Below are 22,094 nucleotides of genomic sequence, written 5' to 3' on the forward strand. Positions count from 1 at the left end.
GGTTTGGTGTAGCATTGAAACGTTCAAGGCGGATCTAACCGCCGTACTCGGGAGGAAGCTGAGATGAACTTTCGCAGGATGATGGCCATAGCGGTGGTTGCGGCCGGAGGAATCTGGGCCGTCGCGGCCCAGGCCGAAGAAACCGTCATGTGGTGGGATTTCCTCGGCGGCGGCGACGGTGTGCGCATGAAGCAGATGATCGCCGACTTCAACGCCGCCCACACCGGCAAGATCAAGATCGACGCCACGACGCTGGAGTGGGGCACGCCCTTCTACTCGAAGGTGCAGACCTCCGCCGCGGTCGGTGAGGCGCCAGACGTCATGACCTATCATGCCAGCCGTATCCCCCTGGCGGTGAGCCAGGACATTCTCGAAGAAATCACCGCCGACGACATGAGCAAGATGGGCCTCTCGGCCTCGGACTTCGCCCAGACGACGATGGGCGCCGTGACGGTCGACGGCAAGCAATACGCAGTGCCGCTCGATACCCATCCGATCGTCCTGTACTACAATCGCGTCCTCCTGAAGAAGGCAGGCGTGCTCGGCGACGACGGCCGTCCCGTGGGTATGAAAAACAAGGAGGAATTCACCGCGACACTGCAGAAGTTGAAGGATGCCGGCGTCGAGTTCCCGCTGGGCAGCGTCACCGCCGACGGCAACTTCATGTACCGCACCATCTATTCGCTGGTGTGCCAGCAAGGCGGCGAGCTTCTGACGGGCAACGAATTCCTCGCCGGCGACAACGGCAAGAAGCTGGCGAACGCGTTGGCGGTTCTGCAAGGGTGGACGAAGACCGGGCTGCAGTCGACCTATACGGACTATCCCGCAACCGTCGCCCTGTTCACCTCGGGCAAGGCCGCTATGATGATCAACGGCGTCTGGGAAGTTCCCACGATGACCGACCTCGCCAAGCAAGGCAAGCTGTTCGACTGGGGCGCCGTCGAGATCCCGGTGATCTTCGACAAACCGTGCACCTATGCGGACAGCCATTCGTTCGCAATCCCGAAGAACAAGGGCAAGGAGCTCAGCCCGGAAAAGCGTGCCGCCGTTCTCGAGGTGATCTCATGGATCGACAAGCACTCGCTGTTCTGGGCCACGGCAGGCCACATCCCGGCATACAAGCCAGTCACCGAGTCGGCCGAATACAAGGCAATGCAGCCCAATGCGACCTACTCGACGCTGACGGCCAACATGATCTTCGATCCGAAGTCGACCAAGGCCGGTGTCGCCGGGCCGATCTTCGACATCATGTCCAATTATTTCGTGCCGACCCTCAACGGCGAGATGGACCCAGGCGAGGCGGTGAAATCCATCAAGGAAGAGCTGAACAGCATGTAGGGCTCAAAGGCTGGGACCGCCCGCCCAGGGCCGCCCCAGCCGTGTTCGAGGAAGAGCCATGCTTCGCAACTCCCGCACTGAACGTCTTGTCGCGCTGGTGCTGGTCGCTCCCTTCCTGGCGATCTACCTGCTGGCGTTCGTCTATCCGACGGTCCAGATGTTCCGCATCTCCTTCACCGATGCGCCGCTGATCGGCGCGGGTCGGTGGGTTGGCCTCGACAACTATCTGCGGCTCGACAACGACCCGATGTTCCGGCGCGCGGTCTGGAACACCGCTTACTTCGTGCTGATGACGGTCGTCCCCGGGACGCTCATCGCCCTTTTGATCGCGCTTGGCGTGTCGCGCCTCAAGGGCCGGTTCCAGTCGATCGTGCTGGCGCTGTTTTTCCTGCCCTACATTTTGCCGGTGTCGGTCGTCTATCTGATCTGGGACTGGACGCTGAATTTCCAGTTCGGGATCGCGATGCATGTGCTGGACTGGCTGGGAATCCCGCGCGTACCGGTCTTCAAGTCGCGCGTCTGGTTCTTGCCGGCGGTTGCCGGGGTGACGATCTGGTGGACCGCGGGCTTCTCGATCCTCCTCTTCCTCGCCGGACTGAGGTCCATACCAGTCGAGATCTACGAAGCCGCCGCACTCGACAACTCGACGCGATGGACCACGTTCCGGCGTATCACCTGGCCACTGCTATGGCCGGTTACCTCGCTGGTGTTGACCATCCAGCTCATCCTGCAGCTCAAGATCTTCGACCAGGTCTATCTGTTCTCGTTCGGCGGCCGGCCGAACGACAATATGGTCCTCGTCTATTACATCTTCCAAAAGGCCTTCCAGCAGAACCAGGGAGGCAGGGCGGCGGCTGTCGCCGTTACCCTCTTCGTGCTTGTGGTGGTCGTCTCGGTCCTGCAATTCCAACTGCTCCGGTTCGCCGAAAGGCGGCGCCGATGAACGCCATGGCTGCGCAACGCTGGAATTTCTGGGGCGGGATTATCACGGCGCTGACGCTCGTCTGGGCCATCCTATGGGCATTCCCGCTCTATTGGGGGGTGATCTCATCGCTCAAACCGGACGACGAGGTCGTCCGGCCTTACATCGAACTCTGGCCCGAGACGCCGACGCTGGAGAACTACATTAGCGCCGTGACCACCACACAGATCGGCGCCTGGTACGTTAATTCGGTGGCGGTCGCGGTCGGCGTAACGGTCATCACCATCTTCATCTCGATGCTGTGCGGCTACGCGATCTCGCAGTTGCGGTTCCCGGGGCGCATCGCGCTGTGGTGGCTGATCCTCGCCTCCTTCATGGTTCCGACTTCGGCATTGATCATCAATCATTTCGTGCTGGTCGCCAACCTTGGCCTGCTCAACAGCTGGGCCGGGATCATGTTGCCGCAGCTTATCCACCCCGTCATCATCATCGTGTACAAGCAGTTCTTCGATCAGGTCCCGAAGGATTTCCGCGAGGCCGCGGTCATGGACAATGCGTCTGAATTCGGGATCCTCTTCAAGATCTACATGCCGATGAACTGGGGGGTAACGACGGCGCTGTCGATCGTCTGCTTCATCTGGACGTGGAACGCGTTCTTGTGGCCGTTCCTCTCGGTGACCCGCACCGAGATGATGACGATCACCGTCGGCATCACGCAGGTCAACGACGCCTTCGGTGTCTACTACGCGCGCCAGCTGTCGGCAGCCGTACTGGCCGGCCTGCCGGTGGCACTGGCCTACCTCTGCTTCCAGCGCCGGGTAACCGAAGCGATAACGCTCTCGGCAGGTATCAAGGGCTAAAGCGCCGGCAAGTGCACCGCAATGCCGGAGGGCACGATCGCCGCTGGGCAGGTTCAGGCCCCGTCAGCGCCCGCGTGCCAGGCCGATCCGTCCGCGGCGAAGAGATGCAGGGCCGTGGTGTCGAACTTCAGCCGAACGGCGTCGCCCGGTTTGACGCTCGAAAGCCCGCGATCCTGTGCCGTAACCTGCGTCCCATCCGCGAGCCGTGCGTAGACGAGCGTTCGCTCGCCAAGGCGCTCGACAACGGTGGCCGTGGCGGATGTTTCATTGCCCTCCGCGACGACCGTCAGCGATTCCGGCCGCACGCCGAGTTCGCGCCAATCCCTGTTGACCGGCGCGCCGGGAAGTTCGACCAGCGATCCGTCGGTCAAGCGCGCATTGAGCCTGTCACCCGAGCCCGAAACCGTAACGGGCAGAATGTTCATCGCGGGTGACCCGACGAAGGTCGCGACGAATCGCGACGCCGGACGCGCATAGACATCGACGGGTCTGCCCATCTGCTCTATCCGGCAATTGTTGAGGATCACAATACGGTCGGCGAGCGTCATCGCTTCCACCTGGTCGTGGGTGACGTAGATCATCGTCGACTTCAAACGCTGATGCAGTTCGGCAAGCTCGACGCGTGTACGGGCTCGAAGTGCTGCGTCCAGATTGGAGAGTGGCTCGTCGAACAGGAATGCCTTGGGCTCCTTGACGATCGCTCGCCCGATGGCGACGCGCTGGCGCTGCCCGCCGGAGAGCTGCGACGGCCGCCGCTGGAGCAGCGCTTCGATCTCCAGGATACGCGCAGCCTCGGCGATGCGTTGGCGTATGACATCCGGCGCGACCCGGATGTTCCTCAGCCCGAAGGCCATGTTCTCCGCGACTGTCATATGCGGGTAAAGCGCGTAGTTCTGGAAGACCATCGCAACGTTGCGCCTGCCCGGCGCAAGGTTCTCCGAGCGCACTCCGTCGATCGTCAGCGTGCCCTGGTCTATGCTTTCGAGGCCGGCGATCATGCGCAGCAGCGTCGTCTTGCCGGAACCGGACGGACCGAGAAACACGACCAGTTCTCCCGGCTCGATGTCCAGGCTCACGTCGCGGATCACTTCGACTGAGCCAAAGTGCTTCGATACGCCCGAAAGCGCGATTCCCGTCATGCTTGCGATCCCTTCTTTCCTACATAATTTCGGATAAATACCCGATGTCAAGGAACTAAGGGCGCCGAGCCGATCAGGCGGCCCAAACGCCGCATTGACCTGGCCAGGCATCGGCAGTCTCTTAGGGTCGCCCTTGGTGTTCAACGACTGGTCGAGGAAACGACAGATGCATCGGCGAGGTTTTCTGGCAGCAGGTCTTGCGACGATTTTTGTGGGCGAGCGTGCCGCTGCGCAGATGAAGATGGACGACATGCCGGGCATGAATATGGGCGGTCACGCGGGCCATGACATGGGCACCGCGCCGCAAGGCACGGTGGTTCTGCCCGAGGGCGAGGCGTTGCGCGAATTGCCCCTGCTGGCGAACGAAGCCGGCAGGCCGGGTCTGTTCAAGGCGACGCTGACGGCCGGGTCCGCCACGGCGCGTTTTGCCGAAGGACTGGACACGCCGATCCTCGCTTACAACGGCACCAGCCCCGGGCCTCTGATCGAGGCCGTGGAGGGCGACCGCGTCGAGATCACCTTCGCCAACCGGATCGCGAACGAGGCAAGCACCATCCACTGGCACGGCATGCCGGTGCCGGCCGATCAGGACGGCAATCCGATGGACCAGGTCGCCACCGGCACCGATCGCACCTACAGTTTCGATCTGCCGGAAGGCAGCGCCGGCTCTTATTGGTATCACCCGCATCCGCACGGCAAGACCGCCGAGCAGGTCTATCGCGGCCTTGCCGGCGTGTTCGTGGTCAAGCCGAAGGCCGATCCGATCCCGGCCGCCTATGGCGATACCGTGCTGGTTTTCACCGACCTGCGCCTTGCGGCCGATGGCACCTTGCCCGACAACACGATGACGGACCTGATGAACGGGCGCGTCGGCGACCATGTGTTGGTCAACGGGCAGAAGAATCCCACACTGGCGGTGCCCTTTGGCGCGAAACGGCGCTTCCGGCTCTACAATGCGACCAACGCGCGCTTTCTGCGGCTTTCCTTCGACGGCGCGGCGATGACGATCATCGGAACGGATGGCGGTCTGCTGGAGGCCCCGGTGGCTGCCGGCGACATCCTGCTCAGCCCGGCGGAACGGCTTGAACTGGTCGTGTCTTTCGACAAGCCCGGCGCGGCCGCGCTTGCCACGCTGGACTATGACCGCGGCTGGATGGGTCCCGGGCGCCCTGCCGATGCCGGGCTGACGCTGCTGACGGTCAATGTCTCGGAGACGCCGACCGGGCCTGTCCCGCCACTGCCCGACAGGCTGCGGCCGATCGCGCAACTCGGCGCTCCGGCGGTCAGCCGCCGCTTTGTCTTCACCGAAACCATGGCCATGAACGCCGGCGGCATGGAGATGGGCTTTCTGATCAATGGCGCCGCCTTCGACATGCAGCGCATCGACGTCGTCGCCAAGGCTGGTCAGGTCGAACTCTGGGAGATCGTCAACGAGGCGGACATGGATCATCCATTCCATGTGCATGGGACGCAGTTCCAGGTGGTCGAGCACGAACGCGGCGGCACCATGTCAAAGCCGGCCTATCGCGCCTGGAAAGACACCGTCAATGTCGCGCGCGGAGAGACGGTGCGGCTGCTGCTGCGGCAGGACCGGCCGGGGCCGAGGATGTATCACTGCCACATCCTCGAGCATGAGCAGCTCGGCATGATGGGCGTCGTCGACGTGCAGGCATAGTCCGGCGTGGCGGCGCTCTATGGCGCAATGTTCCTCAGCGCCTTCCTCGCCGCAACCGTCCTGCCGGTTTCGTCGGAGGTGGTGCTCGCCGGCCTGATCGTCTCGGGTCGCGGTGACCCTTGGCTGCTCCTTGTGGTGGCGACGATCGGCAACACGCTCGGCTCGTGGTGAACTGGGTTCTGGGGCGTGGCATCGACGGGCTGCACAACAGGCGCTGGTTTCCAGTCGCCACGGATCGCTATGAGCAGGCATGCCGAACGTTCCGGCGCTTTGGCGAATGGACACTGTTGTTTACCTGGCTGCCGGTCGTGGGAGATGCTCTCACCCTTGCCGCGGGCGCTGCACGCGTGAATCTCGGCGTGTTCGTCGCTCTTGTCGCGACCGGCAAGGCTGCACGCTATGCGGTGATCGTCGCGGGAGGGTTGTGGGCGACGGCGTGAGTCATCGTCCGCATTGTCGACCGCGAGCGGCATGCTTATTCGCGTGAGGCCGTTTCCGGCCGGCCGAAGACCATGCTTCGCATGACGCCATCGCGCAACAGCCCCAAATGCACCATGGCAGCCAGGACGTGAACGCCGATAAGTCCAAGCATTATCCAGACCAGCTTCTGATGCACGAAGGCGAAACCCCTTGCCGACAGCGCCCCTACGGAGGGCGCCAGCGGCACGGGCAAGGTTCCGAAAAGCCGTGCAGGGGGCATGAAAGGCATTGGCCGATAGCCTAGCCATCCCGTTATCAGGACGGCGAGGATCGTGACATAGAGAAGCACGTGGAAGAAAGCCGTCGCAAAGCCCAGGAATCGTGAGGTTGGCCTGACGGGGGCCTGCGTGAAGCTGCGCCAGCAAAGCCTGAGGACGACGATGGTCAGGATCGTCACGCCGATCGACATGTGAAGCGGCAGCCAGTTCATCATCGTCATGCCCGGCCCCCGCATCGGCCCGAAGGCAATGGCGATTTGCGCCGCGAGCGCCGCCACGGTCAGCCAATGCAGCAGACGAATGCCGAAATGCCAATGCAAGCGAGGTTTCCCGCTCACCTTCGCGGCCCGACGTTTTTCAAGGGTGCGCATGAGGGCGTGATGTCTTCGTCCTCTTCAACGGACCTGATTGCGCAAAGAGGTACAATGCTTCTTCGCCAAGCGCTTGAAAATGCATGGTGATCCCGACAGGAATCGAACCTGTGACCTACAGATTAGGAATCTGCCGCTCTATCCTACTGAGCTACGGGACCACGCGGCCCGACACATAGCCGCTTCGGACCGTTTCGCCAAGAGGCCGGCCGCATGCAATCGGCCGACCTTCTGGCAATGAGCTTCAGGCGGCCAGGGCGGTTTCCGCCAGCTTCACCCAGTAGCTCATGCCGTGCGGGATGGCCTCGTCGTTGAAATCATAGGCCGGGTTGTGAAGACCGGCAGTGTCGCCATTGCCGATGAAGATGAAGGCGCCGGGGCGGGCTTCCAGCATGTAGGAGAAATCCTCGCCGCCCATCACCGGCTGGATGCCGCGGTGGACCTGGGCGTCTCCGGCGACATTGGCGGCGATATCGCTAGCAAACATCGTCTCTTCGGCGTGATTGAAGGTCACGGGGTAATTTGCCTGGTAGTCGACCTCGATCCTGGCGCCGAAGGCGGTCGCCAGGCCGTCGCAGATGGTGCGGATGCGCTCTTCGGATTTCTTGGCGATCTCCTTGCGCAAGGTGCGAACGGTGCCGGCGATCTCGGCCGATTCCGGGATGATGTTGTAGGCGTCGCCGGCATGGAACTTGGTCACCGACACCACCACGGCCTCGACCGGATCGGTGCTGCGCGAGGCGATCGTCTGCAGCGCGCCGACCAGCTGGCTGGTGATGACGATCGGATCAATCGTGCCGTGCGGCATCGCGGCGTGACCGCCCCTGCCTTTCACGGTGATGGTGAATTCGGCCGTCGCCGCCATGATCGGGCCCGGACGGATGGCGAACTGGCCGACGGGCAAGCCCGGCATGTTGTGCATGCCGAACACTTTGGAGATGTCGAAGCGCTCCATCATGCCGTCCTTGACCATCTCGTTGCCGCCGCCGCCGCCTTCCTCCGCCGGCTGGAAGATCACCGCCACGGAGCCGGCGAAATTGCGCGTCTCGGCAAGGTATTTGGCGGCACCCAAAAGCATCGCGGTGTGACCGTCGTGGCCGCAGGCATGCATCTTGCCGGGAACGGTCGAGGCGTAGGGCTTGCCAGTGATTTCATTGAGCGGCAGCGCATCCATGTCGGCGCGCAGGCCGATGGTGGCGCCTTCGCCCTGGCGGCCGCGGATGACGCCGACGACGCCGGTCTTGCCGAGGCCGGTGACCACATCATCGCAACCGAACTCCTTTAGCTTCTCGGTGACGAAAGCCGCCGTCTTGAAGACATCGAAGTTCAGCTCCGGCGTCTGGTGCAGATGCCTGCGCCAGCCGGCGACTTCGTCCTGCATTTCAGCGGCGCGGTTCAGGATTGGCATGATGGTTCCATTCGTTGTTGGTGCAGCCGGCTTCAGCCTGTGTTTTGCAATTGTACCCGGGGTTTTGCAATTGTGCGCGGGGTTTTGGAATTGTGATTGTCAGGCACTTTGCCATGTTGGCGTCACATAGGGTAAATAGCACCGCACCGATGCGGTCCGTTTTTGAGGGTCGGACTCATTGTGCTGGCGGTCGCGTAACGAAATCTTACGGAGCCAGGGGCAATCAGGGCAAGAGGCGATTTCGGATTAGATCATGCGGCACAGGCATTTCCTCAAACTATTCTCGGCTGGCGCAATCATGCTGTCGGTCCTGGCCGGGCCGGCGCTGGCCAATCCGGTGGTTGTCTTCGATTTGAAGAACGGCCAGATCCTGCAGCACCAGGATGCCTTCAAACGCTGGTATCCGGCCTCGCTCAGCAAGCTGATGACCGCCTATGTGACCTTCCGGGCGATCGCGGCCGGCGAGGTCCAGCTCGATTCACCGATCAAGGTGACCAAGCACTCCGCCGGTGAGCCGCCAAGCAAGATGGGTTTCAAGCCGGGCTCGGTGATGCGGCTCGACAATGCGCTGAAGATGATGCTGGTCAAATCGGCCAATGACATCGCCATGGCTGTCGGCGAGAATGTCGGCGGCTCGCAGGCCGCCTTCGCCGAAAGGATGAATGCCGAAGCGGCTCGGCTCGGCATGAACGGCACCCATTTCGTCAATCCGAACGGCCTCTACTCGCCAGACCAGTACACGACGGCGCGCGACCTTTCGGTCCTGGTGATGGCGATCCGCCGCGAGTTCCCGCAATATGCGCCGTGGTTCTCGATCGAAGGCCTTGCGGTTGGCAAGAAGGCCATTCCGAACTACAATCTCCTGATCGGCCGTTACCCCGGCGCCGATGGCATGAAGACGGGCTTCGTCTGCCCTTCCGGCTTCAACATGATCGGTTCGGCGACGCGCAACGGCCGCACGCTTGTCGCGGTCGTGCTTGGCGAGAAGTCGGCGGTCAGTCGTGCCGAGACCGCGGCAAAACTGCTCGACCAGGGGTTTGACACGCCCACGGCCGGTTCGGCCACCGTCGCGACGCTGGCGCCCTATGGCGACACGGTATCGCCCAACGACATGCAAGACGAGGTCTGCAAGAAGAAGAAGACGTCGGAGGAGCAGTCCGAGGCGCCGCCCGCGGTTGCCGCCAAGGACGCGCCGAAATCGCCCTATCAGGAAAAGCTCGACCATGTGCCGACGCTGGTTGCCGTCGGCCTCGGCGGCGCCACCGGTCCGGCGCCGAAGGCGATGCTCGACCAGGGCGGCCAGGAATATGCCGACGTGCCGATCCCGAGCTGGCGGCCCGATCGGCCGGTGCCGACCGGCGGCGGTCCGGCCGTTGCTGGTTCCGCCGCACAGGGCGACCAGCCGGTCAAGGTCGCGAACTAGAGCATGATCCCGAACCGAAGGTCCGCGTCAGCGAAACTTGGAATCCGGTTTTCGGAAAAGATCATGCTCAAACAAAGAGACAGATCCCGATGAATGGGTTTCCGATCCCCGTCTCGGTGCTGACCGGCTTCCTCGGCGCCGGCAAGACGACGCTGCTCAACCGGCTGCTGAAGGATCCGGCGCTGGCCGACACGGCGGTCATCATCAACGAGTATGGCGAGGTGGCGATCGACCATTTGCTGGTCGAGCAGGCCTCCGACGGCATCATCCAGCTTTCCGACGGCTGCCTGTGCTGCACCGTGCGCGGCGAACTGGTCGACACGCTGGCCGATTTGGTCGACCGGCTGCAGACCGGCCGTATCGCCCGTCTTGCCCGCGTCATCGTCGAGACCACGGGGCTGGCCGACCCGGCGCCGGTGCTGCAGTCGATCATGGCGCATCCGGCGCTCGTCCAGGCTTTCCGGCTCGACGGCGTCATCACGCTGGTCGACGCGGTCAATGGCAATGCCACGCTCGACGCCCATGTCGAGGCGGTCAAGCAGGTCGCCGTCGCCGATCGCATCGTGCTGAGCAAGGTCGACCTGGTGACCGATGCCGGCGATCTCGACACGCTGCGGGCGCGCCTGCGGCAGATCAATCCGGGCGCCGAACTGCTTGATGCCGGCAATTCAACAACCGGCGTGGCGCCGCTGTTTGATTGCGGCCTCTACAATCCCGCCACCAAATCCGCCGATGTACGCCGCTGGCTGGGCGAGGAAGCGGCTCACGACCATCACCATGACGATCATGCCCACGGGCATGACCACGATCACAGTCATGATCATGGCCATAGCCACGATTGGCGCGTGCGCTCCTATTCGCTCGTCCATGACGGTCCGGTGCCGTTTTCAGCGATAGAAATGTTCCTCGACCTGTTGCGTTCGACGCATGGCGAGAAGCTGCTGCGCATGAAGGGCGTGATCGAACTCAGCGAAGATCCGTCACGTCCGCTGGTCATCCACGGCGTGCAGAAGATCCTGCATCCGCCGGCGAGGCTGCCGGCGTGGCCGGACGGCCAGCGCGGCACGCGGCTGGTGCTGATCACGCTCGACATGCCGGAAGACTATGTGCGCAGGCTGTTCGCCGCCTTCACCAACCGGCCGTCGATCGACACACCCGACCGCGCGGCACTGGAAAACAATCCGCTGGCGATCGCCGGAAGATAGCGTTTTGCATCGAAATTCAGACGGTCTCGCCGCGCTCGACCAGGAACCGATGGCCGCCTGATACCGCCGCTGTTTCAATCACCTGGTGGCCGGCATCCGAGCAAAAGGCGGGAATATCGATGACGGCGAGCGGATCGGTGGTCTCGAGCCAGAGCCGGCTGCCCGGCTGCATTCCCGCGAGGCGTTTCTTCGCCTTGAGCACGGGAAGCGGGCAGTTCAGCCCTTTCAGGTCGTAGACAGCGGTATCCTCGGCCAAGACCAGGCTCAGCCGCCGAACATGCCGAGCAGCTTGTTCTTCAGCTTGGTCACCCGGCTTTCATCGGCGCTCGCTGCCTGCGTTTCGGCTTCCGGCGCGGCCTCCGTCGGGGCGGCTATGGTGGCGGTGGCGACCGGGGCTTCCTTGGCGGCCTTTGCCGCTTCCTTTGCCGCCACGGCTTGCGCCTTGGCCGCTTCCTTTTCGGCCAGCGCCTGCGCCTTTGCGGCCTCCTTGGCCTGCTTGGCGGCCTCTATCGCGGCCAGCCTCTGCTCCTCGGCCTTCTGCTTGGCGGCTTTCTCGGCGTCCAGTGCCGCCATCTTGCGGCCGGCGGGCGAATCGATGCGGCCCATGCGCGCCGTTTCGCTCACCGTGCCGTCATTGTTGAGCGAAGGCGGATCGATCGGCACGCGCTCGCCGCGCGCCCGGCGCTTCGACCAGTCGGAGACGATGCTAGCTTCCTTGATGCCGGCGATGGTCGGCTTCGGCGGAGGCACGCTTGCCTTGAGCGCGCTGTTGAAGGCCGCGTCATAGGTGCTCTGATAAGCGTTGTAGGCGCTCTTCAGCGAATCCGGCTGCGTGGTTGCCGGGCATGGTCCGGTCGGATCGAATGTCTGGCCATCGGCGGCGACCTGGTTGAAGACGTAGCGCTTCTCGCAGACATCGACCTTCGGCGGCACCTTGGTGACCTCGAAATTGTCGTAGCCGACCTTCAGCATCTTCCAGAACTCGTAGTTCGGGTCGTTGCGGTAGCGCGCCATGTTGGCGGCGGTCATACGGAATGGGAAGGCCTGGACCTGGAACTCGGTCTGGCCGCCCTGGAAAGCGTCGCGGCCGAAGGCATAGATCTGCTCGATCTGCGCGTCGGTCATCGAATAGCAGCCCGAGGACGAACAGGCGCCATGCACCATCAGGTTTTGGCCGGTGCGCCCATTGGCGCGGTCATAGGCGTTGGGAAAGCCGATGTTGAAGGACAGATGGTAGTTGGAGCGCGGATTCATCTGCGACGGGCGGACCGTGTAGAACCCTTCAGGCGCCTGGCGGTCGCCTTCGGTGTATTTGGGGCCGAGCTTGCCCGACCATTTGCAGATGTCGTAGCTCGCCACCATGTCGTAGCGGCCGTTGGTCTTGGCTTTCCAGATCTCGAGCTTGCCCTCTTCCTTGAAGATGCGCGCCATCACCGAGGAGGTGCGCACCATGCCCTTGGCCCTCATGTCGGCAAGGATCTTGTCCGGCAGCGGCTTGTTGGCTTCCGGGGCAAAGTCCTTCATCGACGAATCATTGCAGCCGGCGATGGCTATCGAGGCGGCGAGGACTCCGGTGCGGGCGAGCTTGGCAAACATGGATACGGCTATGTCTTTTCCCTCGGGCCAATGGCTGCGAACTGCCGAGCCCGTATGCTGAACACCGACGGACCGTAAGCCCGTTAACCTTGAAAATTCCTTACCGCAAGCTTCGACCAACCTCTCACGGCAATTTCATTGACCCGAATCCGGCGGCATTTTTGTGGCGAAATTGCACATTGCCGCCACATTGCCGCGCGCGCGGGGCTTCCGATGGCCTTGTCCGCCGGCAGATGCCGTCAGAGACTGCGGCCCATCGCCAGATATTTCTCGCGGCGCTGTTCGCGGAAATCGGTGTTGGCGCCGGCAAATTCCTTCATCGTCCTGGCAATGAGGTCGCCGGTCGCGGCAATCACCGTTTCGGGCGCGCGCTGGGCGCCGCCTATCGGCTCGGGGATGATGGCGTCGATGATCTTCAGTTCCAGAAGATCCTGCGCGGTGATCTTCATGTTGGTCGCCGCGTCCTTGGAGCGCGTGGTGTCGCGCCACAGGATCGAGGCCGCCCCTTCCGGCGAAATCACCGAATAAATGGCGTGTTCGAGCATGTAGACGCGGTTGGCGGTGGCGATCGCGATGGCGCCGCCCGAACCGCCTTCGCCGATGACCACCGAGATCGACGGCACTTTTAGTGCAAGGCAGGCCGAGGTCGAGCGGGCGATGGCTTCGGCCTGGCCACGCTCCTCGGCGCCGACGCCGGGATAGGCGCCTGCTGTGTCGACCAGCGTCAACAGCGGGATCTTGAAGCGGTCGGCCAGTTCCATCAGCCGCACCGCCTTGCGGTATCCTTCCGGACGCACCGAACCAAAATTGTGCCTCAGGCGGCTGGTCGTGTCCGAGCCCTTTTCCTGGCCGATGATCGCGACAGGTTCGCCGCGGAAACGGGCAAAACCGCCGACGATCGCCTGGTCCTCGCCGAAATTGCGGTCGCCGGCGAGCGGCGTGAAGTCGCTGAACAGGCCCTTGATGTAGTCGACGCAGTGCGGCCTGTCGGAATGGCGGGCAACCTGCACCTTCTGCCAGGGCGTCAGCGCCTTGTAGAGATCGCGCAGCGCGTCGCGCGAACGCTTCTCCAGCCGGGTGATCTCATCGGCGACATCGACCGCTTCGCCATTCTCGGCAAGCTTCTTGAGCTCGAGTATCTTGAGCTCGAGATCCTGCACCGGCTTTTCGAAATCGAGATAGTTATACATGCTTGGGCGGACCGATACGTCGGAAGGCAAGGACTGCGGAACCCTTGAAACCAAGGCTCCCGGCGGTGAAATGTCGTCCTCACATAGCGATATGAGGCCTAGTCGGCAAGCGGATGATGATCGTTGACCAGCCGCACCAGCCGCTCCTCCAGCACATGGGTGTAAATCTGTGTCGTCGATATGTCGGCATGGCCGAGCAACTGCTGCACCGCCCTGAGATCGGCGCCGTTCTGCAGGAGATGGCTGGCGAAAGCATGGCGCAGCACATGCGGCGATATCTTGGCCGAGGCGATGCCGGCCCGCGCCGCCAGCCCTTTCAGGTCGCGGGCAAAGACCTGGCGCGAGAGATAGCCGCTGTCGGACGCCGCCGGAAACAGGAACGGGCTGTCGGCGAAAGCGGGCACTCCGGCCCGGGCGGCAAGCCAGGCGCGCATCGCCACCCGCGCCTTGGCCGAGAGCGGCACCATGCGTTCCTTGTCACCCTTGCCGCGCACCATAAAGAAACGGTCGTCGCGCTGCGCAACCGTCACAGGCAGGCCGACCAGCTCGGAAACGCGCAGGCCGGTGGCGTAGAGCACCTCGACCAACGCGTGCAGGCGTAGCGCGGCCAGCCTGTCACTGTAGCCGAGCCCGGCGTCGCCGGCTTCCACCGCGGCGCGGTCGATCAGCCGGCCGGTTTCGGCCTCGCTCATCGTCTTGGGCAGCGGACGGCCTTTTTTCGGGCTGTCCAGTGTGCCGGTCGGGTCATCGGTGCGCAGGCCCTCGGCGTAGAGGAATTTGAAGAACTGGCGGATCGCCGACAGTTTGCGCGCCTGCGAGGTCGGCGCGAAGCCGCGAGCTGCGATGTCATCGAGATAGGCACGGATATCGGCGGCGGCTGCACCGGCAAGCCCGCCATCGATCCCGCTCGAAGCGTCTTCGAGGTCACGTCGGTAGGAGGACAGCGTGTTTTCGGCGGCGCCGCGCTCGGCGCTCATCATTTCCAGGAAGGCCTCGATGCGGGCGGCGCTGTTCATCCTCGGGGATCAGTTTTCTTCGGGGTCAGTTTTTCTTGGGATTCAGCTTTTCCGGCGGGATGCGCACGCTCATCTCGGCTTTTTTGGGCTCGACGAACATCACCAACGCGAACATCGTACCATAGGCAATGCCGGCCAGAATCGCGAGGATCACGACAAAGCGAAACAGTGTCGGCATCAATTTTCGCCCGTCTTCCTGTTCTGCGTTTCCAAACCCTGTGCCCTTATGGGACGCCTATCCGGCCAATTCAAGGAAGAAGCGGAGGCCTGTCAGCAACTTCTGATGCAGGCATCCTCCGCCCGATATAGGCTTGCCTGTGCTCGGCAACGCTTGACGCAAACCGGCTTTTCATGTCGATACGCCGGCAAAGAGGGCCCAAGAAACAGCTGATGAACGCGCACCAGGCAAATCCTCCAGGCGAGAGCCTCGCCGCGCTGCTTGGCCGGCTGGGCAGCCGGTCCATCGTGTTTGTCGGCCTGATGGGCGCCGGCAAGACGGCGATCGGCCGCAAGGTGGCGACGATGCTTTCGCTGCCCTTCATCGACAGCGACCAGGAGATCGAAAGCGTCTCGCGCATGACCGTGCCGGAGCTGTTCGAGCGCTATGGGGAGACCGAGTTCAGGGCCCTGGAGCAGCGTGTCATCCTGCGCGTGCTTGAAAATGGCCCGCAGGTGCTTTCGACCGGCGGCGGCGCCTTCATGAACGCGCAGACGCGCGAAGCCATCGCCGCGCATGGCGTCTCGGTGTGGCTAAAGGCGGAACTCGATCTTCTGATGGACCGGGTTTCGAAGAAGCAGAACCGGCCGCTGTTGAAAAGCGCCGATCCCCGCGCCGTGCTGGAGCGGCTGATGGGCGAGCGCTATCCGGTCTACGCGACATCAGATGTCACCGTGCCGACCCGCGACGACCGCAAGGAGGTTATCGCCGCCGAGGTGCTGGACGCGCTGTGCCGGCATTTCGGCATCGATGAAATTGCAGCGACGGGCGAGATCGAATCGTGAGCGTGGACCAGCCAGTCACCGTCGAAGTCGGCCTTGGCGACCGGGCCTACGACATATTGATCGGCTCCGGCCTTTTGTCGCGCGCCGGCGAGGAGATTTCACGCCGGCTACCGGGTACGCGCGCGGCTGTCGTTACCGACGAGAATGTCGCCGCCGCGCATCTCGATACGCTGAAGGCAGGGCTCGAGAAGGGTGGCATCCAGCCCACCGTCATCACGATGCCGCCGGGCGAGAAGACCAAGAGCTTTGCCCATCTCGAAGAGGTGGTTGATGGGATTCTGGCCGCAAGGCTGGAGCGTGGCGACGTCGTCGTCGCGCTGGGCGGCGGCGTCATCGGCGATCTCACCGGTTTTGCCGCCGGCATCGTGCGGCGCGGCATGAATTTTGTGCAGGTCCCGACCTCGCTGCTGGCGCAGGTCGATTCCTCGGTCGGCGGCAAGACCGGCATCAACAGCCCGCGCGGCAAGAACCTTGTCGGCGTCTTCCTGCAGCCCAGGCTGGTGCTGGCCGACACCGGAGTGCTCGACACGCTGCCGATCCGCGAATTCCGCGCCGGCTACGCCGAACTCGCCAAATACGGGCTGATCGACCGGCCGGAACTTTTCGCCTGGCTGGAAGTGAACTGGCAGAAGGTGTTCGCCGGCGGGCCGGAGCGGGCGCAGGCGATTGCGGAAGCCTGTCGCGCCAAGGCCGATGTCGTCGCGCGCGACGAGTTCGAGACCGGCGACCGGGCACTGCTCAATCTCGGCCACACATTCGGCCACGCACTCGAAGCGGCCACGCAGTATGACGGTGCCCGGCTCGTCCATGGGGAGGGGGTCGCGATCGGCATGGCGCTGGCGCATCGCTTCTCCTCGCGGCTCAATCTGGCAAGTCCCGACGACGCGGCACGCGTCGAAACGCATCTGCGCGCCGTCGGCCTGCCGTGGCGGATGTCCGATATTCCGGGTGAATTGCCGGATGCCGAGGCACTGCTTTCCTTCATCACCCAGGACAAGAAGGTGTCGCGCGGCGCGCTGACCTTCATCCTGACGCGCGGGATCGGCCAGGCTTTTATCGCCAAGGACGTTCCGGCTTCCGAAGTGCTGTCGTTCCTGAGGGAAAACCATCCAGCCAGCCGGAAAGCCGGCTGAAATGGATAATGGCTGGATCGTCGTCGCCGTTCTCGCCATCCTCATCCTGCTGGTCGTTGCCGTGCGCACGCGCCTGCTTGCCATGTTCGGCTATGAGCTGTCGCGCATCGAGCCGCAGCGCTCGAGCCAGGACGAACTGCGCGGCGCGGTCGACGATTTCCGCCGCGACGGCCAGGTGGTGCGCGAGGACCGCGACCGCATCGGCGGCCTGTTCGATCTCGAAGAGCTCGAAGTCTCCGATATCATGGTCCACCGCACCAATATGCGCTCGGTCAATGCCGATAATGCACCGGAAGCGGTGGTGCGCGAGATCCTGCAGAGCCCGCACACCCGCATGCCGCTGTGGAAGGGCTCGCTCGACAACATTGTCGGCGTGCTGCATGCCAAGGATCTGCTGCGCGCACTGAACGAAGTCGGTAACGACTTTTCCAAGATCGACGTGATGAAGATCGCCTCAAAACCCTGGTTCGTGCCCGACACCACGACCTTGCAGGAACAGCTCAACGCCTTCCTGCGCCGTAAGTCACATTTCGCCGTCGTCGTCGACGAATATGGCGAGGTCGAAGGGCTGGTGACGCTGGAGGACATCATCGAGGAGATCGTCGGCGAGATCGCCGACGAGCACGATGTCGACATCCAGGGCGTCAAGCAGGAGGCCGACGGCTCCGTCGTCGTCGACGGCAATGTACCGATCCGCGACCTGAACCGAGCGCTCGACTGGAACCTGCCGGACGAGGAAGCGACGACGATTGCCGGCCTCGTCATCCACGAGGCGCAGTCAATCCCCGAGGAGAAGCAGGCTTTCACCTTCCACGGCAAGCGCTTCATCGTCATGAAGCGGGACAAGAACCGCATTGCCAGGTTGAGGATCAGGCCGGCGGGCGACGCCTAAAGCGTCGCGTTTTGAACGCATTCCTGCGACGGACTTTAGGTCCTTGTTTTGGGCATGTCGTTGCCCCTCACCGAGGCCGCTTTTGGGCGATATGCATTAGAGCGGGTCGGTTTGCGCCAGGCGTTTGAATCCCGGCAGAGCGGCCAGCACCTCGACGAGATGGTGCGTCGGAACAAATGATGCGGGCTCGTCGAAAGGAAAGTGCCATTCGCAAGCGCCGCGAAACGATGCACTGCCGCGAAAGGCGATGCCGTCCATTCCAATCTTGGTCGGATGCATGTCCCTTATGGTGATCAGTTTCGTTCTCGTTTCGAGCTTTTGCCTGAATTCATCCATGAGGGCTTCTCCGTCGGGGCTGTGGAGCGCCTCGTTGAGTCTGCCGCGCGCTGCAGCGGCGGCATCAAAGCCCTTGTCCTTGTTCCACAGGTTCAGCGCTCTTTGCACCTCTGTTGCAATCCAGGAGATCGTCCTGTTCGATATGCGCTCTTTGTCCACTTTGGCTGGTGCCGCCAGACCCAATTCACCTTCAACAAAGTCACCGACAATTCCACGCTTGTGTTGCAGAGCGGTATTGAAATTTCGAATCGAGATGCGCTCTGGCCCGAACAGATTGCTGAGGACATCGACAAACTGAAGGGCGCCGCTCAGCGGTGTGTTCGGTGCGAAGCCCAGAGTTTCTTTGAGAAACGCGTCGAACGAGCCGATATGCCCCCAGCGAACTTTCGACGCCCAACAGGAATATATAAAACCGATGCCGTTGCGGACGTAGAGTATGAATCGGTCGATCGAGCCAAGAAAGGATTTCATCTTGATAAGTTCGGCCAGGTCGAAAGTATTGAAGATCTCAGAAGAAATCAGACGGATGGGGTTTGTGGTTGAAAATGGATAACTGAAATTCTCTGCCTTTAGGGAACGAGCTTGGAGCATGCTCGAATAACGTTCGCGCTCGGGGGTAAAAAGGTCGTTTGGGCCGGGAGATATACGATGCGTGCTGAGCCAGCACGCCAGCCGGTGATGCCCAGTCAGGCTCCCTGTGCCATCGGGTTCATAGAAAACGTTCTGTGCCGCCAGCCACTCGCGACGAGCTGTCAGGAACTCCTGGATCGATGTGGTTCCGGTCTTGTGAAAGCCAGCATGGACGATCGTCGTTGTCATTTATAGCTTTGGAGCTTTCTTGCCGGCGCGCCTTGGACTTTGTGGGCAGGCAAGTCGTCGGACTTACAGTCCCTATCGATTCATATCCACAACGATCTGTAAATCCGGCCCGTATCACAATCGATTTATCAATGCAGGATGACGGCACCTCGGCTGGACCTTAACCTCAACACCAGGGAACGTCCCGGCACGTTACCGATCTTTCACTGGAACTTCGCGGCGTCCCTGTGCATTTTGCGCCGGGCGGTCAGGAGAAGATGATGGTCGATCGGCGAACCCTGCTTCTGGCTTCGATGGCGGCTTTTTTGCCGGCCACGACGTTTGCGCGCCAATCCTCACCATCTCCCAAAACCTTCGACTACGGACCGGCCAAGCTCGACATCTATGCGCCCGATGGCGCAAGCGGGTTGCCCGTGGTCTTCTTCGTCCATGGCGGGGCTTGGGAGTTCGGCAAGCGCAGCCAGGTGGGCGCCAAGCCGGCCTTCCTGCTCGCCAACGGCTTCTGCTTCGTCTCGATCGACTATCGCATGTTGCCCGAGGCCGATGTCGCCACCCAGGCCAATGACGTGGAAAAGGCCTATGCCTATGTCATGGCCAACGTCGCCGGGCATGGCGGCGACCCCACGCGCATTGTCGGCATGGGCCATTCGGCCGGTTGCCATCTGATCGCGCTGACCGGCATGCGCGGCGGGCTGCCCGGTGTCGCCGGCCTTCTGCTCGACGATACCAGGGCCTATGATCTTGCAGCGCTCGAGAAGAACGGCGGCATGGAGCGGGCCTATGCGCGGGTCTTTTCCGACCCTTCGCAGTGGGCGGCACTTTCGCCCGCCAGCTATGTCGATGGCCGCAAGCATCCGCCGACCTTCATCGCATACTCGGGGGCGTCGGGCCGTGGCGAGGAGTCGAAAGCCTTCGCCGAGCGCTTGCGCGCCACGGGCACCGAGGTCACGCTGTTCGACGGCAGCGCCTATACGCATATGTCGATCAACCGCGATTTCGGCAGGGGTGGCGACGCGTTGACCGCTGCCGCGCTGACGTTTCTGAAATCGACCGTCGGCTGATCGCGGTCCAGTTCGCTCGCCACTACTGCAACTGGATCATGCCAAAAGCGGCGGCGGGATATTGCCGTGCGGACATCCCTAGGTGCAATTGGTTCTCATGACTTGGAGAAAAATTGCATGAATGGCGCCGATGCCCTGTGCGACGTGCTGCTGGCCAATGATGTGACGGTCTGCTTCGCCAATCCCGGCACCTCCGAAATGCATTTCGTTGCCGCGCTCGACCGCAAGCCCGAGATGCGCTGCGTGCTCGGTCTGTTCGAAGGCGTGGTGACGGGTGCGGCCGACGGCTATGCGCGCATGACCGACCGCCCGGCCGCGACTTTGCTGCATACCGGTCCGGGCCTGGCCAATGGACTGGCCAACATGCACAACGCCCGGCGTGCGTTCAGCCCGATGATCAACATCGTCGGCGACCACGCCTCGTATCATCTGCCGCTCGACGCGCCGCTCACCAGCGACATCGAAGGCCTTGCGGCGCCGATGTCCAACTGGGTTCGCCGCATCGCCGGGCCGGCCGATGTCCAGCCGGCCACGGAGGCGGCCTTCCGCGCCTCGCTGACCCCGCCGGGCGTCACCACGCTGATCCTGCCGGCTGATGCGGCCTGGGGCGATGCTGCCCCGGCCTCGCCGGGCAAGGTCGTCCTTTCGCCGCCGCCGGCCGTCGATAGGGACGCTGTGCGCGCGACCGCCGAGGCGATCCGTGCGGCTCCGGGCCGTGTCGGGATGATCGTTCGCGGGCGAGCGGCGCGCGCCGATGCGCTCGAGATCGCCGGCCAAATCTCGACGGCCTGCGATGTGCGCCTGTTCAGCGAGGTCCTGATCGCGCGCATGCAACGCGGGCGCGGGCGCGTCGCGCCGACGCGCATCCCCTATCCGATCGATGCGGCGACGGCGCTGCTGGCGGATATCGACGTACTGGTGCTGGTCGGCGGCAAGGAGCCGGTTGCCTTCTTCGCCTATCCGGGAAAACCGGGACGGCTGGTGCGCGACGACTGCCAGGTGCGGACGCTTGCTGCTCATGGCGATGATCTGCATGCGGCGCTGGAAGCACTTCGCGACGAACTCGGCGTCAAACCATCGCAACAGGTTGACTTCGCAACCGCTTTTCCCGATGAGGCTGCGCCGAGCGGCGGGCTGACGGAAGATGCCATCGCGCTGTCGGTGGCGCGCAAGCTGCCGGACAATGCGATCGTCTGCGACGAGGCGGTCACCTCGGCCAGGCGCTTCTTCGCGCTGTCGGCCTTTGCCGCGCCGCACGACTACATGATGGGCACGGGCGGATCGATCGGCGGCGGCATCCCGATGGCGACTGGAGCGGCCATCGCCTGTCCAGACCGCAAGGTGATCAATCTGGAGGCCGATGGCAGCGGCATGTACACGGTGCAGGGCCTGTGGACGCAGGCGCGGGAAAATCTCGACCTGGTGACGATCGTGTTTTCCAACCGCACCTACGCGATCCTGCATGGCGAGATGAAGAATGTCGGCGTCAACGCGATCGGCGAGAACGCCAGGCGCATGCTCGACCTCGACCATCCCGCGCTGGACTGGGTGTCGCTGGCCAAGGGCATGGGCGTGGAGGCGGCGCGCGCCGACACCTGCGAGCGCTTCGACGCGCTGCTGGACAGTGCCCTGTCTCGGCGCTGGCCGTTCCTAATCGAAGCGGTGATCTGACCGCGCCGGAGGGCCACGGCGGACTGATCTACCAGCGGGTCTTTTCGCCGGGCGCCGCCGGTTCGATCGCCAGAGCATGAACGCCGGCCTTCAGTTCGTCGGCAAGCAGTTCGTTGACGGCGCGGTGGCGGTCGATGCGGCTCATGCCGGCAAAGGCGGACGACACGACGCGGACGCGAAAATGCGTCTCGCCGGTGCCGTCATAAGCGCCATGATGGTCCGAGCCGTGGTGATGGTGGCCGGCGTGGAGATGGCTCTCGTTGATGATGACCAGCCGCTCCGGCGAAAATGCCTTGTTGAGCTTGTCTTCCATGGTCGCCTGTATGGACATTGCAGTCT

23 protein-coding genes and 1 tRNA gene are annotated in these 22,094 nt (G+C 63.1%); 13 read left to right on the forward strand and 11 right to left on the reverse strand.

The features are described from left to right. The first annotated feature begins 63 nt into the window (after nucleotides 1-63). Genes D3242_RS10805 through D3242_RS10815 form a run of 3 tightly spaced genes read left to right on the forward strand, consistent with a single transcriptional unit; the run spans nucleotide 64 to nucleotide 3,120 of the window. The gene (locus tag D3242_RS10805; protein WP_064981032.1) at nucleotides 64-1,338 is read left to right on the forward strand and encodes an extracellular solute-binding protein; all 1,275 of its coding nucleotides are present in this window, start codon (nucleotides 64-66) and stop codon (nucleotides 1,336-1,338) included. Between the two features lie 58 nt (nucleotides 1,339-1,396). Then, entirely contained in the window at nucleotides 1,397-2,281 is an 885-nt protein-coding gene (locus D3242_RS10810; protein WP_038649988.1) for a carbohydrate ABC transporter permease, read from the forward strand. After that, entirely contained in the window at nucleotides 2,278-3,120 is an 843-nt protein-coding gene (locus D3242_RS10815) for a carbohydrate ABC transporter permease (RefSeq protein ID WP_019861495.1), read from the forward strand. The genes D3242_RS10810 and D3242_RS10815 overlap by 4 nt, the downstream gene beginning before the upstream one ends. A 53-nt stretch (nucleotides 3,121-3,173) precedes the next feature. Here the strand turns inward: D3242_RS10815 and D3242_RS10820 are convergent, their stop codons facing one another. Then, nucleotides 3,174-4,259 (reverse strand): ABC transporter ATP-binding protein, encoded by a 1,086-nt coding sequence (locus D3242_RS10820; protein WP_019861494.1) that lies wholly within the window; start codon nucleotides 4,257-4,259, stop codon nucleotides 3,174-3,176. 241 nt (nucleotides 4,260-4,500) lie between these two features. Here D3242_RS10820 and D3242_RS10825 point away from each other — a divergent pair, with 241 nt between their 5' ends. Genes D3242_RS10825 through D3242_RS34460 form a run of 3 tightly spaced genes read left to right on the forward strand, consistent with a single transcriptional unit; the run spans nucleotide 4,501 to nucleotide 6,374 of the window. Further along, entirely contained in the window at nucleotides 4,501-5,934 is a 1,434-nt protein-coding gene (locus tag D3242_RS10825) for a multicopper oxidase family protein (protein ID WP_245435297.1), read from the forward strand. A 6-nt stretch (nucleotides 5,935-5,940) separates the two neighbouring features. Then, on the forward strand, nucleotides 5,941-6,105 hold the full coding sequence (locus D3242_RS34455; RefSeq protein ID WP_394811830.1) for a YqaA family protein: 165 nt from the start codon (nucleotides 5,941-5,943) through the stop codon (nucleotides 6,103-6,105). Next, nucleotides 6,102-6,374 (forward strand): YqaA family protein, encoded by a 273-nt coding sequence (locus D3242_RS34460; RefSeq protein ID WP_394811831.1) that lies wholly within the window; start codon nucleotides 6,102-6,104, stop codon nucleotides 6,372-6,374. Before D3242_RS34455 ends, D3242_RS34460 begins: the two co-directional genes overlap by 4 nt. A gap of 35 nt (nucleotides 6,375-6,409) precedes the next feature. Here the strand turns inward: D3242_RS34460 and D3242_RS10835 are convergent, their stop codons facing one another. From D3242_RS10835 to D3242_RS10845, 3 genes are all read right to left on the reverse strand, one after another. Then, nucleotides 6,410-6,952: a cytochrome b gene (locus D3242_RS10835; protein WP_223217851.1), complete on the reverse strand. Its 543-nt coding sequence runs from the start codon at nucleotides 6,950-6,952 to the stop codon at nucleotides 6,410-6,412. A gap of 135 nt (nucleotides 6,953-7,087) precedes the next feature. Continuing rightward, nucleotides 7,088-7,164 (reverse strand) — tRNA-Arg (locus D3242_RS10840). 83 nt (nucleotides 7,165-7,247) lie between these two features. Beyond that, a complete protein-coding gene (locus tag D3242_RS10845) occupies nucleotides 7,248-8,411 on the reverse strand; it encodes a M20 aminoacylase family protein (RefSeq protein WP_038649981.1) in 1,164 nt (387 codons plus the stop codon). A gap of 253 nt (nucleotides 8,412-8,664) precedes the next feature. Between D3242_RS10845 and D3242_RS10850 the strand changes: the two genes are divergently transcribed. Together D3242_RS10850 and D3242_RS10855 are read left to right on the forward strand one after the other, a co-directional pair. Next, nucleotides 8,665-9,834 carry a D-alanyl-D-alanine carboxypeptidase family protein gene (locus D3242_RS10850; RefSeq protein ID WP_064981029.1) on the forward strand — a complete coding sequence of 390 codons (1,170 nt, stop codon included), beginning with the start codon at nucleotides 8,665-8,667 and terminating at the stop codon, nucleotides 9,832-9,834. Nucleotides 9,835-9,923: 89 nt separating this feature from the next. After that, nucleotides 9,924-11,039, forward strand: a complete 1,116-nt coding sequence (locus D3242_RS10855; protein ID WP_064981028.1) for a CobW family GTP-binding protein — start codon at nucleotides 9,924-9,926, stop codon at nucleotides 11,037-11,039. 16 nt (nucleotides 11,040-11,055) lie between these two features. Here the strand turns inward: D3242_RS10855 and D3242_RS10860 are convergent, their stop codons facing one another. The 5 genes from D3242_RS10860 to D3242_RS10880 form a co-directional block, all read right to left on the reverse strand. Next, nucleotides 11,056-11,295, reverse strand: a complete 240-nt coding sequence (locus D3242_RS10860) for a sulfurtransferase TusA family protein (protein ID WP_064981027.1) — start codon at nucleotides 11,293-11,295, stop codon at nucleotides 11,056-11,058. A gap of 8 nt (nucleotides 11,296-11,303) precedes the next feature. Next, on the reverse strand, nucleotides 11,304-12,635 hold the full coding sequence (locus D3242_RS10865) for a L,D-transpeptidase family protein (RefSeq protein ID WP_038649974.1): 1,332 nt from the start codon (nucleotides 12,633-12,635) through the stop codon (nucleotides 11,304-11,306). Nucleotides 12,636-12,874: 239 nt separating this feature from the next. Further along, on the reverse strand, nucleotides 12,875-13,825 hold the full coding sequence (locus D3242_RS10870; protein ID WP_064981025.1) for an acetyl-CoA carboxylase carboxyltransferase subunit alpha: 951 nt from the start codon (nucleotides 13,823-13,825) through the stop codon (nucleotides 12,875-12,877). Nucleotides 13,826-13,923: 98 nt separating this feature from the next. Further along, on the reverse strand, nucleotides 13,924-14,841 hold the full coding sequence (locus D3242_RS10875) for a site-specific tyrosine recombinase XerD (RefSeq protein ID WP_038649972.1): 918 nt from the start codon (nucleotides 14,839-14,841) through the stop codon (nucleotides 13,924-13,926). Nucleotides 14,842-14,866: 25 nt separating this feature from the next. Continuing rightward, a complete protein-coding gene (locus D3242_RS10880) occupies nucleotides 14,867-15,019 on the reverse strand; it encodes a hypothetical protein (protein WP_019861463.1) in 153 nt (50 codons plus the stop codon). A gap of 212 nt (nucleotides 15,020-15,231) precedes the next feature. Here D3242_RS10880 and D3242_RS10885 point away from each other — a divergent pair, with 212 nt between their 5' ends. Genes D3242_RS10885 through D3242_RS10895 form a run of 3 tightly spaced genes read left to right on the forward strand, consistent with a single transcriptional unit; the run spans nucleotide 15,232 to nucleotide 17,868 of the window. Beyond that, entirely contained in the window at nucleotides 15,232-15,843 is a 612-nt protein-coding gene (locus D3242_RS10885) for a shikimate kinase (protein WP_027047447.1), read from the forward strand. Beyond that, on the forward strand, nucleotides 15,840-16,976 hold the full coding sequence (aroB, locus tag D3242_RS10890; RefSeq protein ID WP_064981024.1) for a 3-dehydroquinate synthase: 1,137 nt from the start codon (nucleotides 15,840-15,842) through the stop codon (nucleotides 16,974-16,976). Before D3242_RS10885 ends, aroB begins: the two co-directional genes overlap by 4 nt. A 1-nt stretch (nucleotide 16,977) precedes the next feature. Further along, the gene (locus tag D3242_RS10895) at nucleotides 16,978-17,868 is read left to right on the forward strand and encodes an HlyC/CorC family transporter (protein ID WP_064981023.1); all 891 of its coding nucleotides are present in this window, start codon (nucleotides 16,978-16,980) and stop codon (nucleotides 17,866-17,868) included. Nucleotides 17,869-17,964: 96 nt separating this feature from the next. Here D3242_RS10895 and D3242_RS10900 read toward each other — a convergent pair whose 3' ends face one another. Next, nucleotides 17,965-19,023, reverse strand: coding sequence for a hypothetical protein (locus tag D3242_RS10900; protein WP_147377459.1), 1,059 nt, complete (start codon nucleotides 19,021-19,023; stop codon nucleotides 17,965-17,967). A gap of 260 nt (nucleotides 19,024-19,283) precedes the next feature. On the opposite strand from D3242_RS10900, the gene D3242_RS10905 reads away from it, so the two are divergent. Together D3242_RS10905 and D3242_RS10910 are read left to right on the forward strand one after the other, a co-directional pair. Further along, a complete protein-coding gene (locus tag D3242_RS10905; RefSeq protein WP_064981704.1) occupies nucleotides 19,284-20,084 on the forward strand; it encodes an alpha/beta hydrolase in 801 nt (266 codons plus the stop codon). Between the two features lie 117 nt (nucleotides 20,085-20,201). Beyond that, the gene (locus D3242_RS10910) at nucleotides 20,202-21,755 is read left to right on the forward strand and encodes an acetolactate synthase large subunit (protein ID WP_064981022.1); all 1,554 of its coding nucleotides are present in this window, start codon (nucleotides 20,202-20,204) and stop codon (nucleotides 21,753-21,755) included. A 28-nt stretch (nucleotides 21,756-21,783) separates the two neighbouring features. Here the strand turns inward: D3242_RS10910 and D3242_RS10915 are convergent, their stop codons facing one another. Next, on the reverse strand, nucleotides 21,784-22,086 hold the full coding sequence (locus D3242_RS10915) for a BolA family protein (RefSeq protein WP_019861455.1): 303 nt from the start codon (nucleotides 22,084-22,086) through the stop codon (nucleotides 21,784-21,786). Nucleotides 22,087-22,094: the final 8 nt, after the last annotated feature.

The organism is Mesorhizobium jarvisii, from assembly GCF_003601985.1.
In the GTDB taxonomy this organism is placed as follows: Bacteria; Pseudomonadota; Alphaproteobacteria; order Rhizobiales; family Rhizobiaceae; genus Mesorhizobium; species Mesorhizobium jarvisii.

What these genes read in the sequence shown, in the direction of transcription:
- D3242_RS10815 (WP_019861495.1), top strand. Translation starts at nt 2,278, where the DNA reads ATGAACGCCATGGCTGCGCAACGCTGGAATTTCTGGGGCGGGATTATC.
- D3242_RS10810 (WP_038649988.1), top strand. Translation starts at nt 1,397, where the DNA reads ATGCTTCGCAACTCCCGCACTGAACGTCTTGTCGCGCTGGTGCTGGTC.
- D3242_RS10885 (WP_027047447.1), top strand. Translation starts at nt 15,232, where the DNA reads ATGAACGCGCACCAGGCAAATCCTCCAGGCGAGAGCCTCGCCGCGCTG.
- D3242_RS10820 (WP_019861494.1), bottom strand. Translation starts at nt 4,259, where the DNA reads ATGACGGGAATCGCGCTTTCGGGCGTATCGAAGCACTTTGGCTCAGTC.
- D3242_RS10880 (WP_019861463.1), bottom strand. Translation starts at nt 15,019, where the DNA reads ATGCCGACACTGTTTCGCTTTGTCGTGATCCTCGCGATTCTGGCCGGC.
- D3242_RS10905 (WP_064981704.1), top strand. Translation starts at nt 19,284, where the DNA reads ATGGTCGATCGGCGAACCCTGCTTCTGGCTTCGATGGCGGCTTTTTTG.
- D3242_RS10850 (WP_064981029.1), top strand. Translation starts at nt 8,665, where the DNA reads ATGCGGCACAGGCATTTCCTCAAACTATTCTCGGCTGGCGCAATCATG.
- D3242_RS10875 (WP_038649972.1), bottom strand. Translation starts at nt 14,841, where the DNA reads ATGAACAGCGCCGCCCGCATCGAGGCCTTCCTGGAAATGATGAGCGCC.
- D3242_RS10865 (WP_038649974.1), bottom strand. Translation starts at nt 12,635, where the DNA reads ATGTTTGCCAAGCTCGCCCGCACCGGAGTCCTCGCCGCCTCGATAGCC.
- D3242_RS10915 (WP_019861455.1), bottom strand. Translation starts at nt 22,086, where the DNA reads ATGTCCATACAGGCGACCATGGAAGACAAGCTCAACAAGGCATTTTCG.
- D3242_RS10805 (WP_064981032.1), top strand. Translation starts at nt 64, where the DNA reads ATGAACTTTCGCAGGATGATGGCCATAGCGGTGGTTGCGGCCGGAGGA.
- D3242_RS10855 (WP_064981028.1), top strand. Translation starts at nt 9,924, where the DNA reads ATGAATGGGTTTCCGATCCCCGTCTCGGTGCTGACCGGCTTCCTCGGC.
- D3242_RS10825 (WP_245435297.1), top strand. Translation starts at nt 4,501, where the DNA reads ATGGACGACATGCCGGGCATGAATATGGGCGGTCACGCGGGCCATGAC.
- D3242_RS10910 (WP_064981022.1), top strand. Translation starts at nt 20,202, where the DNA reads ATGAATGGCGCCGATGCCCTGTGCGACGTGCTGCTGGCCAATGATGTG.
- D3242_RS10895 (WP_064981023.1), top strand. Translation starts at nt 16,978, where the DNA reads ATGGATAATGGCTGGATCGTCGTCGCCGTTCTCGCCATCCTCATCCTG.
- D3242_RS10845 (WP_038649981.1), bottom strand. Translation starts at nt 8,411, where the DNA reads ATGCCAATCCTGAACCGCGCCGCTGAAATGCAGGACGAAGTCGCCGGC.
- D3242_RS10900 (WP_147377459.1), bottom strand. Translation starts at nt 19,023, where the DNA reads ATGACAACGACGATCGTCCATGCTGGCTTTCACAAGACCGGAACCACA.
- D3242_RS10870 (WP_064981025.1), bottom strand. Translation starts at nt 13,825, where the DNA reads ATGTATAACTATCTCGATTTCGAAAAGCCGGTGCAGGATCTCGAGCTC.